This window comes from Aliiroseovarius halocynthiae (assembly GCF_007004645.1).
Taxonomy (GTDB): domain Bacteria; phylum Pseudomonadota; class Alphaproteobacteria; order Rhodobacterales; family Rhodobacteraceae; genus Aliiroseovarius; species Aliiroseovarius halocynthiae.
Genome location: NZ_ML660025.1, coordinates 19,953 through 34,520, shown reverse-complemented (window position 1 = coordinate 34,520; position 14,568 = coordinate 19,953). Strand labels below are relative to the sequence as shown.

Below are 14,568 nucleotides of genomic sequence, written 5' to 3'. Positions count from 1 at the left end.
ATCTAGGGAGCCGCGATGGTCTTGTCCATGGCGAAGCCGTATCGCAGCACTTTCAGCTTATTCAATGACCGCTTACGACCGTTGTGCCCGTCTAATGCGGCATCCTACCACTTCCGCCACCCCAACCCCATAGTCGCGGCGATGTTTTCCGGACAACCAGCCTGAACACGACTGCGATATGCGCGGACAGATAGTCCGTTTTCCAACGCGATTACTTCCCATTCGTCATCTGGGTTATGCGCTATTTCCCATACCCCTTCAGTTGCGGCTCTTTCACCCGACCAGCCTCGTTTGATCCGCTGTTTGAAGGTCTGGAATGCTACTCCATTCTCTTCAGCAATAGGCCATGCAGGAAGGCCGTTCTCTAATGTGGCCAAACCATCACGACGCCGATTTTCGAAGGCAGCACGGTTATATGGGTATTGGGTATGTTCACAGGGGACAGTCCATACCTTCGCTCCATTTTCAGCGTCCTCTAGTCCCACCGCCGAGGCATCATCCAAAGGAAATGGCTTTAGACCATAGCGGCAACAAAGCCACCAGGCATCTTCGCGACTTGCGGCTTTGCCGATGGTTTGACCACCCAGAGGGGCAACAGAATAGATCATCAGTTCTTTCCATTTCAAAATTTGGTGCGAGCGGTTCTCTTGGAGTGCTCTGTAAAACAAGATGTAAGTACTCGGGACCGTTGAGAAAACAGCTATGGTTTGTCATTTTCCTCGATTTTTAAAGGCTGCTGCAACTTCGATCCGTTAGCACGATCAAATTCGGGTTTCGGGGCTGCGGCGAATGCCCGAAGAGTGAGTTGTAGTCGCCGAAACTGAGCGTCGCGCCCAAAGCTCGCTCTGGGCCGATGCTTGCGCAGGCTTAATGGCTTACGCTCCCATGATTCACAGCTCCCTGATCGAAGATATTGTTGCCTGCCTGGCGAGTTCAGAAACTGCGTAGCGAGGTGGTCAAATTTACCTCAAGCCGTCGCACACAACGCTTTGAGGGCGTAACTGCCGCAAGGCATTTCCCTCTCCCGGAAACGTCTGTTTCTCCCTTAAGTCAATAGCAGAATTGAGCATTAACTTTTGTCACTCCTAACGTAAGTTAATTATCAAAACTAACCTTGAAAATCATGCGGTTACGAGGTGTTTGGGGCCGGATTGACGCTTGATTGTCCGACGGAGATGCACCTAGAATCGGGGGGGTGGAACGTTCGTTTCAGCACCAGCGTAAACGCCAGTCCCGGATGGAGGCCACGAGCCATGGATGCTAACAAAATGCGCCAGCAGATCGTGAAGCTGCATCTCGGGATGTCGAATACAACGATCAAGGAGTTTGCGGAGAGTATCGGCTTCAGTCGGCCCGCCGTGTCGAACGTGATTGCCGGACGCAGGCGATCGGCGGAGATCGAGGCGGCTATCGCTGCGCGCACAGGGTTTCGTGTCGAAGACCTTTGGCCGGTGGCGGCCTCCAGAACGATGGAGGAGGTGAAGTGATGATCTAGAAATAGAAAAGCCCCGAGAGCGGACTCCCAGGGGCCTTCACGTCATTTGGTAGCTGACACTCTGAAGGTCTCTCGAATCCCCTCAAAAGTCAAGTCTGGCGGCCGGGTCTTTTGACCCGATTGGTCGTGCACGGCCGCCTTCCACCATTCGACAAGAGGAATGTGTGTGGTTCACCTTGACCCTATTGGTCAGGGAATGATCTCGCACAACATCAGAACACATGGAAAAAGAAATCTTCAAAGCCCCGCTGGACAGCCGTTCAACGTGCAATCTGTCTGAGCGCTCGCGAGGGCGTACTTTCGTCGAGACAGGCGCATTTCGACCCCACGGGGGCGAAAGTCAGAAAGTCGTCTTCGACAGCCTTGGTGAGTTTGATGCCTTCACCACGACATCAGCGCTGTATCCTGTGGCTGACATGGTCGAGCAGCCGCCTGCCATTGAATACATTGATGCCGATGGTCGTAAGCGTAGCAAAAGAGTGGATCAACTTTATACCTTCGCTGATGGGAGCAAGTATGCTGCCGAGATCAAACCGGCAGAACGCGCCAGAGCGCAGAACCTTGAGGTGCAGCTGGGTTATGTTGCGGCAGCGATGCCCGATGACTTCGCGGATAATCTTGTGCTGATCACTGAGGAAAACTACGACCAGTGGGAGGCGCTGAATGCACGGCGCCTGTTTGCCTACCGGCGTGAGGATGACCCTGAGGCGGCGGCGATAATCGCAGAGCTTGCGGCTGAGATCGATCTGCCGGTCACGATCCGCGAGTTGGTTGCGAGAGGCGCTATTGGCGGCAGGGCTTGGCCGGAAATATTCAAAGCGATCTATGCCGGTATTCTGCGCCCGATCCAGGACGGGGTTATTGATCTCGACATGCTGGTCGAGGGAGGCTTGCAATGACTGATATCATTCGTCTCGAGCCCTATTCGCAGATTCAGCAAGGTGACGTCCCTGGTCTTCTCGTGGAACAAGGGCCGCTAGGTGTCATCATCAGTCGCTGGAGTGAAGGAGAAATTGTCTTTGACGAGCTCACCTATGATGAGATCAACGAAGGTCTGAAGACCGGTCACATCACCATACGTGATGGCTATCACAGTGAAGAGGCCGTCCGACAGCGCGTGCAGTTTGCCGATCAGATTGTCACCCATCTGCCTGCAAAACAGCGCTCAACGGTCTTCTTCCGTCAGGCCTGGTGCGATCTCTTTCTGGATGCTGAAGCACGCGGAGAGATTGGCCGCTACTGGAAAGATGTGGAGATCTGGATCCGGAGTGTGGCGCAGGAAATCACGGTGCAGATTCCGCAGCCTGATAAGGATACCGGAAAGCGCAAATATGGAGGAAAGAAGCGGTCAAGCAACGAGATTGACCCGCCAGGCTCTTCGGCCTTGCTGCGTTGGGTCCGCGCTTATGAGGCTAGTGGTCGGTGCGTTCTAGCGCTCATAGACAAACGCTATCTTGCGGGACGGACGAAGGTAAAATTTGGTCCCGAGAGCGCCGCCCTGCTTCGCAAATGCGCGGATCGGTATGCGAGCTTCAAGCGCCCGTCGAAGAAGAGCGTTATTCGCCAGACAAAACGGGCTTTCCGGCTGGCGAATGCGTATCGGATCGATCGCGGCTTGCCGCCTTTGGCCGTTCCCGCAGAAAGCACGATCTACAGAGAGATAAGCCGTCTTGAGCCTTACCATGTGATGTGCCAGCGCCAGGGCCTCGAAGCGGCCAACCGGCATTTTGCAATCATCGGCGAAGGGCTGAATGTCCTGCGGCCAGGGGAGCGTTTGGAAATCGATGAATGGAAGGTCGACCTGATTACCTTCTTTGCCGAGGCCGGTGTCTTCGGTCATCTGACAGAGGAGCAGATCAAAGCACTGCCGAAAGGGCGACGCTGGATCTATGTCGTGATCGATGTGCGAACGCGACTGATCCTCTCGGTGAAGGTTTGCGCAACCCCGAACACCGAAGATGCGATCGCAGCGCTGGACCTGGCAACCCGGGATAAAGCGGACCTTGCCCGCCTTTTTGGCTGCGCGCTTCCAGACTGGCCGGGCACTGGTTTTGAAACTGTTGCCTCGGATCAGGGGGCGGCCTTTGCGAACTTTGATTTCCGAGGCGCTGTGACGGATCTTCGCGGAACGGTCATGTTCCCGCCTGCGGGTGTGCCCAAGCTTCGCGGACATATTGAGCGCTGCTTCAGGACCTTCGGGGTGGAGCTGATGGAGTGTCTGAGTGCGCGCACCTATTCGAACATCGTAGAAAAAGGTGACTTCATACCTGAAGACTATGCTGCACTTGCTGATGACGAGTTGACCCGGATCCTGGTTCGCTTTGTTGTGGATGTATATAACAATAAGCCCCATGGGGGCATCGGTGGACAGACCCCGCTGAACTGCTGGCGGGAATTGTGCTCGACCGTTGGCAAGCCGCGCCCTCCCAGCCGAATTGAGCGCCTCGGGGCCTTCGGTCGGAAATACACCCGGAGTATTTCCGGACGCGGGGTTCGGTTTGCGGGCATCTTCTACACCTGTGAGAGGGTTCGGCACCATTTCCTGGCCAATCCCGATCTCGAGGTTGAGATCCGGGTGGATCATCAGGACCTTGGTATGATTGAGGTCAATCTCAATGGTGTCTGGGTTGTTGCCCGCCCCCTGGCAAAAGGGTTTGATGGTCTGTCGCTGGATCTGTGGACCGAGGCCTGCAGCAATCTGCGCCGCCGTTTTGAGGCGGAGGCAGAACTGACGCAGGATATCATTGATCAGGCATTCGCAGACTTCTCAGAGGAGGATCGCGCTGCCTCTCAACGGCTTGGGCTCTCAGCGCTTGCCCCGACCAAGGCAGATGTTGAGCGCAATCGGGAGCATCTCTGGCTTGGACTGGATGTCGTGGCGGGCACAGCTCCCACGGTTTCCAGGAAAAAACGCGGTCTCCTTGATGGTGTGATCGCCAGAGCAGAGGTGGCGCCACCACAGCTGCCGGAGATCACTCCTAAGGAGGATGACGCGGAGAAAACCATGCCGATCTCACGCCCGCGCTGGCGTATGGAGGACGGACAATGACACATATTTCCCGTGAGGAGGTCAGCCACATCGTGGCTGACCTTGAACACCGCTTTATCGCACATGACACTTACCTGGAGCTCCGGGATCAGGTTGATGATATTCTCTATCGGCGCAATGCGCACACGGCTGCTGGCCGCACGACAGCGCAACGCGGCATTGTTGTCATTGGCAATGCCGGTGCCGGCAAGAGTTTTGGCATTGAACATCTTCTGCAGAAGCATCCGCATTTGGCTTATGGAAAACCATATAATCAGGCGTTGACTGTGCGTCTGGCGTCAGAGGCCACAATCAAGGGTGTCGGTCTCGATACCCTTGAGGCTTATGGCTATGAGAGCAAAGGTGCCCGGACGGGACATTCGATCTGGCGGCAGGTGATGCGTCAGGCGCGCTCCCATAAGACGCTTTTTCTGCACTTTGACGAAGCGCAGCATATCCTTCGGACCAAATCGAAGTCTGAATTTGATCAGGTGATGCTGGTCTGGAAATCGTGCCTGGAATACGCTGAGTGGCCGGTCAGCCTGATCCTCAGTGGCACCTGCGAACTACTGGATCTGATCAACCGGGATGAACAGCTCAGCCGGCGGTTTGAACCCGTGCATCTTGCGCCCATGAGCTATGCCGCCCATGGGCATGAGGTGATGGGCGTACTGGATGCCTATCTCGATGCGGCAAAACTGTCGCGCGGCAAAACGCTTGAGACCTCGACATTCGTACGACGGTTGCTACACGCGGCCCGCTACGAGTTCGGGTCGAAAATTGGGCTAATCATATCGGCTATCAAATTGGCATTGCGCGATGAGACCCAAACCCTTGAACAAAGTCACTTCGCAGGTGCCTATCGGAAACAGAAGCGCTGTGTTGATGCATTGAATCCATTCATTGCGGAGAATTTTCGCTCCATTAAGACTGGTCAGCTTCTCAGCGGAGCGGAGCTGGAGATAGCGCCAGCAATCAAGAGGGGGGCTGCATAATGCCGTTGTTGCCGATCCTTGTTCCCTTGATGCCGGGGGAAACCCCGGCATCATTCGCATCCCGGCTTGCCTGGGCGAATGGTCTTTCCTTTGCCTCGGAGTTTTGCACCGATCAGGGCTTTACGCTTCAGGCCATCGCTGACGGCGATGAACGGGCCCTTTCGATCCTCGCCCAGCTCGGCAGAGTGGAACTTGCTCAACTGATGCGTGGTGTTGTTCGCAAAGTGTCGACCGGGCAGTACCGGCTGGCCGGGCAACTTATCGAGAAACGCTGGATCACGCGCAGGCGTCTGCGGTTCTGTCCGGAATGTGTCGCGGATGACATTATGACAGACACTGCCGGTGGTGCCGCACAGCGATGCGCCTGGCATGTGCCTTCGATCCGGACATGCAGCCACCACCAGGTCAGGTTGTATGACGACGTCAGCTATTCACACAGCCGTGGTCCCCACGACTTTGCCGGGCGTATCCGCGATCTCAATCTGGGGGCAGATCAGTTGAGAGAGCTTGGTGCATGGCAGGTCCCATCAGGTCTGGAAGAATATCTAACCCGCCGGTTAGCGGGTGAAAAACAGGGCACATGGCTCGACAATATCGGGTTCGGTGCGGTTGCGCTTGGTGCCGAGATCTTCGGAATTGTCGATCTGTTTGGCGTCGATGCAAAGCTGAAGCACTTATCCGATAATGAGAAGCGTCGTGCAGGTGCGAGGGGTTTTGAGCTCCTGTCCGAAGGCGAGGAAGGGCTGTTTCGCCTGCTGAGGCGACTGCATCGTGAGGCCGGTTCTCCCATATCACTTTCGCGCAGAAACTACGGCTGCCTGTTCAACTGGCTGGAACAATCCCATGCGGAGCAATACGAGCCCTTGCGGGATACGGTCAGGAAATTCTTCACCGAGACCTATCCCATCGGCGAAGGCGATCGGGTGCTTGGGAAAACCTGTACAACCCGTCGCGTTCATAGTGTTGAAACCTTGCGGCGGGATCTTGGGCTGGGGCGTCGTCAGACAATTGAACTGCTTGGAGCAAACGGGTTTCTAAGTTCGGACCCTCAGGCAGATAACTCTGCGAAAGGTGTTCTGCTCGATGCACAGGCATTGGCGCCATTGGTCAAAAACTTCGCAGGGGCGATCTGTCAGGTTGCGGCTCAGAAAAAGATCAATACGCCGAGGGCACAGTTTGGCGCTCTTGTTGCAGGTGGGATCATCAGACCCATCGCGGGTTCCCCTGTAGGACGACCATATTACGATGAAGGGCAACTAGATGCGTTTCTCGCCAGTATCGTGCCGCGCACAAAGGTGGCAAAAGCGGATGGGCTAGTCGGTATTCAGTCCGTCTGCCGCAAAGCTGTTGCTGGTGCAGTCGATGTGGTGCGACTGATCCAGAATGGCGATCTGAAGACTGTGGTCAGGGATGCCGAACAAGATGGCTATCTGTCGGTGCTCCTGGACCCGGCGGAGGTTGCTGAAGCATTGCGCCTGATCAGACCGAACGGATATTTGCGATCGACGCTGGCGGGATTCCTAGGTGTCAACGCAGCCACCCTCCGCCATCTCGTGGACAAGCGCCATCTGAAACTGGTTCGGGCGCGTCATCCGGTGTCCCGGAAGTCGGTGCAGGTGGTGCCGTATAGCTCTGTTGACCGGTTTCTGGAGCGCTTCATTCCCGGAAAACACTATGCGGAATTTCTGGGGGGCAGCACCCGGAAAGTCAGCGACCAGCTCATAAAGGAGCGGGTTCCGTTTATCCGAATGCCGGAAGAGTGTGGTGGACGCATATTCAGGCGGAGTGAGGTGACCTCCGGAGTGGAAGAACTGGCCAATCGCCTCCCGCTCTCGCATGATGAAATTGCCTGGCCGGAGTTGTGAAGGTTTTGAGATGAGTAGAGAAAGCAAATTCCTGAGTCTGGTGCTTCGGCACAAACCTGAAGAGATCGGTCTTCAGCTTGATAAACACGGGTGGGTTCGTGTTGATGATTTGCTGCGGAAGCTGAAGAAAGCCAATCTCAAGCTAAGCCGCGACGAACTCACTCAGCTTGTCGAGAGCAACGATAAGAAACGCTTCACCCTGTCTGATGATGGTCTGCGCATTAGGGCAGCCCAAGGACACTCAATTGATGTGGATCTGGGGCTGGAACCTCAACGCCCGCCGGATGAGCTGTATCACGGCACGGCCAGCGCAAATTTGGATGCGATATTTTCAGAGGGGTTGAACCCCGGACGCCGTAAGCAAGTTCATCTTTCGCTTGACCCCGATACAGCTGAACGCGTCGGGCAACGACACGGAAAGCCGGTTGTTTTACGAGTTGAAACACAGCGCATGTTCAAGGACGGGTTTGAGTTTTTCCGCGCCGACAACGGTGTTTGGCTCACTGACAAGGTGCCCGCAACCTACTTGGGTTTCGGTAGGTTCGCGGAGCCGTAACAGATCACGTGGCCGATTGGTTTGCGTTTATTCGCAGGCAAAAAGGCCAAGCGCTAGCGTGCCAAAGCCCTTATCAATTCAAGTTAGGAGCCAATACAAAATGCAATCAGACAAAGTATACACCCTTTCAGAATGGCCCGTGCTCAAAAAAATATCTGCTCGTACGACTCCTGATCGTACCCTCGACTCTCATAATGTCATTCTGCTGTACGAGGTCGCGGCGACTGATGATGATTGGGCCGCAATGGATCAGGAAGAGTATGAGTTTGCAAAGGCACTCCTTGCATCGCGACACCGCCGTCATCCACTTCCTTCGTCTCCATTCAAAGCGACTTGCCCTCATTGTTCGGAGGTCGTGGTTAGTTGGCACACACTCTGTGTTGATGTGCCGAAAGGCGAGAAAAGAGGTCTGGTATTCTGCGGATGCGGGCGGACAGGCGCAGATAGCGCCGACGTAGATGGCGTAGGGCGGATCATTGGTGGCTAAAATGACGGTCCGCTGCCGCAAAAAAGGGTGATGCACTGTGTTTTTGGTCAGCAAAGCGCGTTGGCGTCATCATGCTAGTGTTGGTTTCGCTACTTCCAATAGAGACGGGCGCAGAAAAACATCTAGACATCAAAAGCCCCCGTTTGGGAAAAATGCGGCGAATGACGGGGCGGAGCCCACATCGGACCTGTCGGTTTTGTGCTGCGTGCGCTCGCAGCGAAAGAATCACGGCGAATGCTCGGTGTCTGATGCTGCAACGCAGCTGGAGAACGGGTCATTCGTGATCAGCGCAGCGGTCAATACAGATTGAAGGTAGCTTAGGCACACATGTGTCTTTGTGTTGACCTTAGTTGGTCCCGTTATGCTGACGGCCTCGACATTGGGATTGCCGAATACATGCAAGTACTTTTGTAGGCGTATGCGACAGAACTTACACCCGAAAACAACCGCCGACTGGCCTAGCTCAAAAGCTCTTCGAGATGACGACCTTAATCGTCCATTCGGCGCGGCCTGCGAGTTTTTCCGCCGCCTCTTCGAGCGTTTCGGAGTCGAGCTTGCTGATAGCCTCAACGTCCTTTTCCGTAAGGTCAAATCGTTTGGCCAATTCGTCAGGGTTGTTCTGCAATTCCGCGCGCAAGTCCTTGTCGGTCAGCGCCCGGCCAAGCAGTTCGACCAGACCCTTCTGCGGGTTGTCGCCAGTTTCCTTAACCATAACTCTCTCCTCTTAAACGGTCATTTCAATATCGTTGTGTTCAGTGGACTTCATGCAGGCCACATGGTTAAGGGCTGCACGGGCATCAGCGCCCTTGATGTCGGGAATGTCGGCCTCGGAACGGATGGCTGCTGCCCTGTCATCACCCACGGCCTTTGCAACTGCGTCGTAGACCTTTGATGGCGTGCGTTCGGCGAAAAAGACCCGCTTGAGCGCACGAAAGATCGCCGCAGCCTCGGCTTTGGTCACCAGATCGGCATGGCGCAGGGTTTCCATCCAATGTGCAATGTCCACCAGGGGCACGGTTAAGGCGCTCAGATCGTGGGGGGCATAGGACAGTGCGACCTCATCCTCTTGCCGGATCCAGGTTTGCTTGAACCGGTTAAAGACCCAGCCGATACCTTCCATCCCGAAACTATCAAGTTCGGCGGCGCGCAACGCCCCCATGCTTGAGGCACCAACAACGCGCACGCCCTGATCCAGAAGATTGAGGATCTCTTTCGGCGTCACAGCCAGCGACTGGCCAAACTGACCGTCGATAATCACGATGACGTCCCAGTCGGTCATGCCCGCCAGATCATCGCGCTTGATGGGGGGGAAATAGCTCGCTTCAAGCAATTGGCGGGCATCTCGCTGGTGCAGAGATGGGCCAAGAAAAACCGCCGTCTTCATGACGTTGCCTTTTGTAAATCGTTGCGCTGGCGCACCATCGACGGGCCGCGCGCGGCGCTGTCAACGGTCGAGGCTGCCTTGCGATTGCGCCGCCGGGTGCGCCGGAACAGGCCCAGGGCTAGCCCGATGCCGATTCGGTCTGCATCGTCTTCAGCGGTCTGCAACAGCCGTTCTTCGGTGGGGCGGTTGCAGGCTTCCATCAGCGTCAGCACTTCTTTATCAAAAAGACTGGAGCCGATCGTGAAGTCGAGCGCGCGCATCGATTTTTCCAGATAGGCGCGTTTCTCGTCCCGGCTCTCAGTGGGCAAGTTGAAAAAGCCGGGGAAGAGATGCGGTGCCATGTCGATGACCTCGGCAACTTGCGCCGCACGTTCGTCCAGCAGAACGGCGGGCAAAAGCAACCAGTTGCTGTCTTCCGGCGCGGGGCGCTGCAAAGTACCCTCAAAGTCGAGGTAGATCGGCGAACTGGGCAGTGGGCTGAGCATGTGCAACTGCACGTTTACCTTGGGCGCAAACTGCGAGGCGGCACTGGCAAGTGCCAGTGTTTCTTCAAAATCCTCAAGCGTTTCAAAAGGGTAGCCCCAGATAAACGAGGCCTCGACTCGATCAAAATAGCGCTGCGACATCTCAAGCGCGGGCAGGATCGTTTCGGCCTTGAGTTCCTTGAACGTCCGGTTCAGTACCTTTTGCGCACCGGAATCGATGCCATAGAAAATAGCGCGGCAGCCTGCCTGTGCCATCAACGACACCAGATCTTCGCTCATCAGGTTGATACGACCAAAGCAGCCCCATTCGACCTTGACACCGCGATCTAGGATGTTCTGGCAGAACGCGCGCACCCGGTCGCGGTTCAGCACAAACGTGTCGTCGACGATGGCGATTTTGTCGATGCCGAACCGATCCCGCAGCATGACGATCTCGTCGATAGCGCGTTTGATATCACGATATACGGCGCGTCGGCCCCAAAGCGGGGCCACATCGCAGAACGAACATTTGTACGGGCAACCGCGGGTCGTGATCACGCGAGCGGAGCTGTAGCGTGACCAGTCCAGCAGGTGATATGCAGGCCAAGGTAAGTTGTCTGCATCCGTAATCCGGGGGCGTTCTGGCCCGTCGACGAGAGTGTCACCATCGCGCCATACCAGTCCCGCGACAGGGTCGCCGACCAGGGTGTCCAGTTCGTCGATGCCAAAGAACGCCTGAATGGTCTTTTCGCCCTCGCCGCGCACGATGCCGTCAACCCAGGCAAAGGCCTCCATCAATTCGCGGGCATTTCCTGAAACACCAGGACCGCCCAGGATGATCTTGCAACCGGGATCGGCGACCTTGAGCTTTTTGCAGGCGGCCAGGACCACCGGCAGCATGTCTACAAAGCATGAGATCAGAACGTACTCCTGGTGCCCCTCCAACGCCTGAACGAACGTGTCGGCGGAATAGCAGTCTGCCCCCTCGTGCAGTTGGTAGTCGCGAAAATCGACCTCATGCCCGATCTGTTCAAGGGCGGCTGCGATGTAGAGTGGACCTAGCGGTGGCTCGATCTTGCCGTCTTCGCCCAAGGTGGCGCTAAAGAGCGTGACTTTGGTCATTGCATCGCTCCTTGCAGAACTTGCGAGACGCGTTCGCCAAAGACGCCTCGACCGGTGTGAAGGTGAAAGACGGACCAGGCCTCGGCCTTGGGCACAACCACGCGCACAACCGGCATGCCGACCTCTGGGCGGGTCAGGTCAAAGGCCACGGCTTGATCCAGCCCATAATCAGGCATTCTGTCCAGGATCAGTCGGATATCGTCATCGATGGACGCGTTCTGCACCGAAGGTACGTCGTCAAAGTCGATGAATTCCGTGCCACCATATAGTTCGTCTGCGTCGTATGGCGCGCGCGGTTTGATGATCTCGGGCAGGTCCTCGCGCCCGCCTTGAATACATGCGATGCGGCTTTGTGCGGCTTCGGTGATGGCCCGGTTGAGGGCAATCCTAGCGTCGGGGTGGGTGCCACAGCCGCCATGGGCATTGGGAATACCGGAGGCCGTCGGTTCCACGATCGTGCAATCAATTGTTGCCAACCCGGCGGTCGAGGTCAGGTTGCGCACATAGATGTTCAAGCCCGCGCGTTTCAGTCGACCGACCAGCAAAGCCGCCCGTCGCGGCAGTCCCTCCAGCCGGATTTGGGCGTGATCGGCGTTTTGATGTGCCGATGGCGAGCTGCTGATACCTATGCTTTCCAGCAGACCCCCAATGGCTGGTGTCACCTGTGACCGCGCAAGCGAGATTGCCAGGGCATCGCGTTCAATCACTTCGCACAGCGCGTGGCACAGCGCTTCCGTCAGCGTGTTGCCCGAGGCCAGTCCGTTGGTACTAGCATAAAACAACGCAGGGACATCTGTCGGCGTGTAGGGGCAGACCACCGCGTTCAAAGGTACCGCCGTGGCGCGTTGGCCGATCAGGTCGTAGCCGTGCACCCACTCGACAGGCGTTTGATCGTCGAAAGCACAGGCATTGGGCACGACGATTTCGGCCAGCTTAGTGAGCGGCGTTGTCCCGGCCAGTTCCGCCTCTGAGGCGTAGGTGACCGCATAGTCGCAGTGCTCCCCTGCCTGCCGCTCCACCGCTTCCATCAGGGCCCCGGCCAGTGCATCCTGCCGCGTGGTTCCCTTGCCGTTATAATAGGAAATGCCAGGCCCCAGGTCGCGGGGTCGCACCGTCATAAAGTTAGGAATGCCAACGGAATCGAGGCCCGTAACCTCGGCGACCTGGGTTACACCGACACGCTCGATCAGTCGCTTTGCGCGCCGTACGGTTGCGGAAGGTGGCACGCATCGTGCGACCGCTTTGGTCGAATATTTTGGTGTCGGCTTTAGCTGCCAATATTGGGAGGTTGTTCTGCAGTCTGCGCTGTCAATCAACAAGAGTACACTCCAAACGTTCAAAAATGGCGTTCGGTCGCTCGAGATGACCGGTTAAGCCTAAAGAGCCAATAATAAATACAAACGGTACCAAGCTTTCTTGATTTCAGCAACCTTGGGTGGTGTTTCGACCCAGATTGAAGTGGCGATCATGATCAAGAAACCTAGAACAAAAGAGGTCTGAGACCTCACCCGATTGGCCTTGGCAATCGCCCGGAAACGATCCGGAGGACAAAAGATACGGGAAGACGAATTTCAATTCGTCCCCCCAGAGCACTCGCTTCGTAATTGCGAGTTACCGTGGCTTCAACTTCTAGAGATCAAGCGCAACACCAAATGTTGCGTTCCCTGTGCTCGTGTCAGAGTGACCAGCAAGTCCTGGAAGAAGATCAGCAACCTCGGCCAGCAACCCCAGTTCAGCAATCGGAATTCTAGAAACCGAAACCGCTCTGCGGGCCAAGGTAGGCAACAACTTCTCGACTACTCGTTCGAGGATCCAGTTCGCGACAGAGGACAGAGGCCACGGTAGGCTGTTCGCAAAGAAAAAGTCATAGGCATTTGCTTCGTTGACGCGGGAAACAAACACTATGTCTTTTCTACGTGGATCGTACGAAATAGAGAATTCGACACCGAGGTTTACTCGACCCGTAAACCGAGCGCCAATGGCTTCGTACCAAATACTACCAATCTTTATTCCTGCTCCAGCTTGGCCCGCAGTGAACAACGAGGTCCGCAGTTGAAATACAATCGGCCACAGGCGCACAAGATCGAGCGTCAAAGGCCCATCCAGAGCAGCCGTTAAGGAGTAATGCGTGAAGAATGGACCATGTCGTCGTCTATCATTGGTATTCACGGCAGGTTTAAGTGCGCCATCGAAGTTCACTCGAAGTAAGTTTACCGGCGTGAACAAGAAAACATGTCCAAGCTCCATCGGCGCATCTGGGAGAGGAACTGGCCAGTTGTAGTCTGGGTGTTCATCGCCGATCGATCCGTCTACTCTTAATGCGCCAGGATCCTCACCCAATCTCTCAGCTTGATCCGTGGACAAACTTGTAATTTCATTGCCATCAAATGCAGACCGAGCTCGCGCGCCACCACCGCCCGAAGGCTTGTATGATGGGCAGTTGTCAAAATTTAGGGTCGAGGAAGCGGAGAACATTAGAAGACCTGACTCGACCTCAAATCTAGAGTCATTTCCAAAGATAATGCCAACAAAAATTTCAAGGAAGTCAGGCAGTTCCAGAGCCTCGACAACAGAGCGGGCCATGGGAGATGCAGCATTTAAGATCGCTGCTCTAATAAATAATTTTAGATCGTCCCAGTCACTTTCTTCAAAGGAATACGGTGGTGCTTCGAGCATATCCTTCAGGTTTGAGTCGGCCTCCCAAATATAATCGGGAGCGCCTGATGTGTGCTTGTCAGAAAGAGGTGTTATGGTGATTCTTCGATCTAAAAAGTCGAATAATCCGAGGACTTCGGAATAAGAAATTTGAACGTTTGCGACGGCGTGTTTATCCACTTTCATCGTAAACGCGATCTGAAAGTTACTTATCTTTAACGCCGCCCTTCCATTAACCTGGTCAAATTTTAGCTTTACTGAGGCAAGGTCTACGTTCGCGTCGAAGGCGACATCATAACCTTTGAACGTCTCATTCGAAGGCATATTTTGAAAGGCCGTACTGGAGCTACTGACTTGCTCTCGAAGTATACGCTCAATGATGTCGATTGATATTCCGATTCCCGCATCGTCTTTGCAAAAATTTTCCAAGAAAATGTGTGCATCTTGTGGTCTCATAATTCTCTCCTTGCCAAAAATTGCATTTAAGAATTGAAAACCCAGCTTGACGCTGTAGCGC

General features: G+C 55.3%; 12 protein-coding genes. 6 read left to right on the top strand and 6 right to left on the bottom strand.

What is annotated here, in order from left to right:
- Nucleotides 1-104 precede the first annotated feature (104 nt).
- Nucleotides 105-626: a hypothetical protein gene (locus FIL88_RS14175; RefSeq protein ID WP_221931162.1), complete on the bottom strand. Its 522-nt coding sequence runs from the start codon at nucleotides 624-626 to the stop codon at nucleotides 105-107.
- 627 nt (nucleotides 627-1,253) lie between these two features.
- On the opposite strand from FIL88_RS14175, the gene FIL88_RS14170 reads away from it, so the two are divergent.
- The 6 genes from FIL88_RS14170 (at nucleotide 1,254) to FIL88_RS14145 (ending at nucleotide 7,939) form a co-directional block, all read left to right on the top strand.
- Nucleotides 1,254-1,487, top strand: a complete 234-nt coding sequence (locus tag FIL88_RS14170; protein ID WP_142854536.1) for a helix-turn-helix domain-containing protein — start codon at nucleotides 1,254-1,256, stop codon at nucleotides 1,485-1,487.
- 229 nt (nucleotides 1,488-1,716) lie between these two features.
- Entirely contained in the window at nucleotides 1,717-2,394 is a 678-nt protein-coding gene (locus tag FIL88_RS14165) for a hypothetical protein (RefSeq protein ID WP_142854535.1), read from the top strand.
- On the top strand, nucleotides 2,391-4,544 hold the full coding sequence (locus FIL88_RS14160; RefSeq protein ID WP_142854534.1) for a Mu transposase C-terminal domain-containing protein: 2,154 nt from the start codon (nucleotides 2,391-2,393) through the stop codon (nucleotides 4,542-4,544). Before FIL88_RS14165 ends, FIL88_RS14160 begins: the two co-directional genes overlap by 4 nt.
- Nucleotides 4,541-5,518: a TniB family NTP-binding protein gene (locus FIL88_RS14155; protein WP_142854533.1), complete on the top strand. Its 978-nt coding sequence runs from the start codon at nucleotides 4,541-4,543 to the stop codon at nucleotides 5,516-5,518. The genes FIL88_RS14160 and FIL88_RS14155 overlap by 4 nt, the downstream gene beginning before the upstream one ends.
- Nucleotides 5,518-7,383 carry a TniQ family protein gene (locus FIL88_RS14150; protein ID WP_142854532.1) on the top strand — a complete coding sequence of 622 codons (1,866 nt, stop codon included), beginning with the start codon at nucleotides 5,518-5,520 and terminating at the stop codon, nucleotides 7,381-7,383. The genes FIL88_RS14155 and FIL88_RS14150 overlap by 1 nt, the downstream gene beginning before the upstream one ends.
- Nucleotides 7,384-7,393: 10 nt before the next feature.
- Nucleotides 7,394-7,939 carry an RNA 2'-phosphotransferase gene (locus FIL88_RS14145; RefSeq protein WP_142854531.1) on the top strand — a complete coding sequence of 182 codons (546 nt, stop codon included), beginning with the start codon at nucleotides 7,394-7,396 and terminating at the stop codon, nucleotides 7,937-7,939.
- Nucleotides 7,940-8,889: 950 nt separating this feature from the next.
- On the opposite strand, the gene FIL88_RS14140 is transcribed toward FIL88_RS14145, so the two are convergent.
- The 5 genes from FIL88_RS14140 to FIL88_RS14120 all read right to left on the bottom strand — a co-directional run bounded on the left by FIL88_RS14140 (nucleotide 8,890) and on the right by FIL88_RS14120 (nucleotide 14,507).
- Nucleotides 8,890-9,138: an Os1348 family NHLP clan protein gene (locus FIL88_RS14140; protein WP_142854530.1), complete on the bottom strand. Its 249-nt coding sequence runs from the start codon at nucleotides 9,136-9,138 to the stop codon at nucleotides 8,890-8,892.
- A gap of 12 nt (nucleotides 9,139-9,150) precedes the next feature.
- Complete coding sequence (locus FIL88_RS14135; protein ID WP_142854529.1) at nucleotides 9,151-9,810, bottom strand: TfuA-like protein; 660 nt, start codon at nucleotides 9,808-9,810, stop codon at nucleotides 9,151-9,153.
- Nucleotides 9,807-11,396, bottom strand: a complete 1,590-nt coding sequence (locus tag FIL88_RS14130; protein WP_142854528.1) for a B12-binding domain-containing radical SAM protein — start codon at nucleotides 11,394-11,396, stop codon at nucleotides 9,807-9,809. Before FIL88_RS14130 ends, FIL88_RS14135 begins: the two co-directional genes overlap by 4 nt.
- Nucleotides 11,393-12,622 (bottom strand): YcaO-like family protein, encoded by a 1,230-nt coding sequence (locus tag FIL88_RS14125; protein WP_246066733.1) that lies wholly within the window; start codon nucleotides 12,620-12,622, stop codon nucleotides 11,393-11,395. The genes FIL88_RS14130 and FIL88_RS14125 overlap by 4 nt, the downstream gene beginning before the upstream one ends.
- Before the next feature lie 403 nt (nucleotides 12,623-13,025).
- Nucleotides 13,026-14,507, bottom strand: a complete 1,482-nt coding sequence (locus FIL88_RS14120) for a hypothetical protein (RefSeq protein WP_142854526.1) — start codon at nucleotides 14,505-14,507, stop codon at nucleotides 13,026-13,028.
- Nucleotides 14,508-14,568 lie beyond the last annotated feature (61 nt).

Bases quoted from the DNA above. Each gene is read 5' to 3' on its own strand.
- FIL88_RS14170 (WP_142854536.1), top strand. From the start codon at position 1,254: ATGGATGCTAACAAAATGCGCCAGCAGATCGTGAAGCTGCATCTCGGG.
- FIL88_RS14165 (WP_142854535.1), top strand. From the start codon at position 1,717: ATGGAAAAAGAAATCTTCAAAGCCCCGCTGGACAGCCGTTCAACGTGC.
- FIL88_RS14160 (WP_142854534.1), top strand. From the start codon at position 2,391: ATGACTGATATCATTCGTCTCGAGCCCTATTCGCAGATTCAGCAAGGT.
- FIL88_RS14155 (WP_142854533.1), top strand. From the start codon at position 4,541: ATGACACATATTTCCCGTGAGGAGGTCAGCCACATCGTGGCTGACCTT.
- FIL88_RS14150 (WP_142854532.1), top strand. From the start codon at position 5,518: ATGCCGTTGTTGCCGATCCTTGTTCCCTTGATGCCGGGGGAAACCCCG.
- FIL88_RS14145 (WP_142854531.1), top strand. From the start codon at position 7,394: ATGAGTAGAGAAAGCAAATTCCTGAGTCTGGTGCTTCGGCACAAACCT.
- FIL88_RS14140 (WP_142854530.1), bottom strand. From the start codon at position 9,138: ATGGTTAAGGAAACTGGCGACAACCCGCAGAAGGGTCTGGTCGAACTG.
- FIL88_RS14135 (WP_142854529.1), bottom strand. From the start codon at position 9,810: ATGAAGACGGCGGTTTTTCTTGGCCCATCTCTGCACCAGCGAGATGCC.
- FIL88_RS14130 (WP_142854528.1), bottom strand. From the start codon at position 11,396: ATGACCAAAGTCACGCTCTTTAGCGCCACCTTGGGCGAAGACGGCAAG.
- FIL88_RS14120 (WP_142854526.1), bottom strand. From the start codon at position 14,507: ATGAGACCACAAGATGCACACATTTTCTTGGAAAATTTTTGCAAAGAC.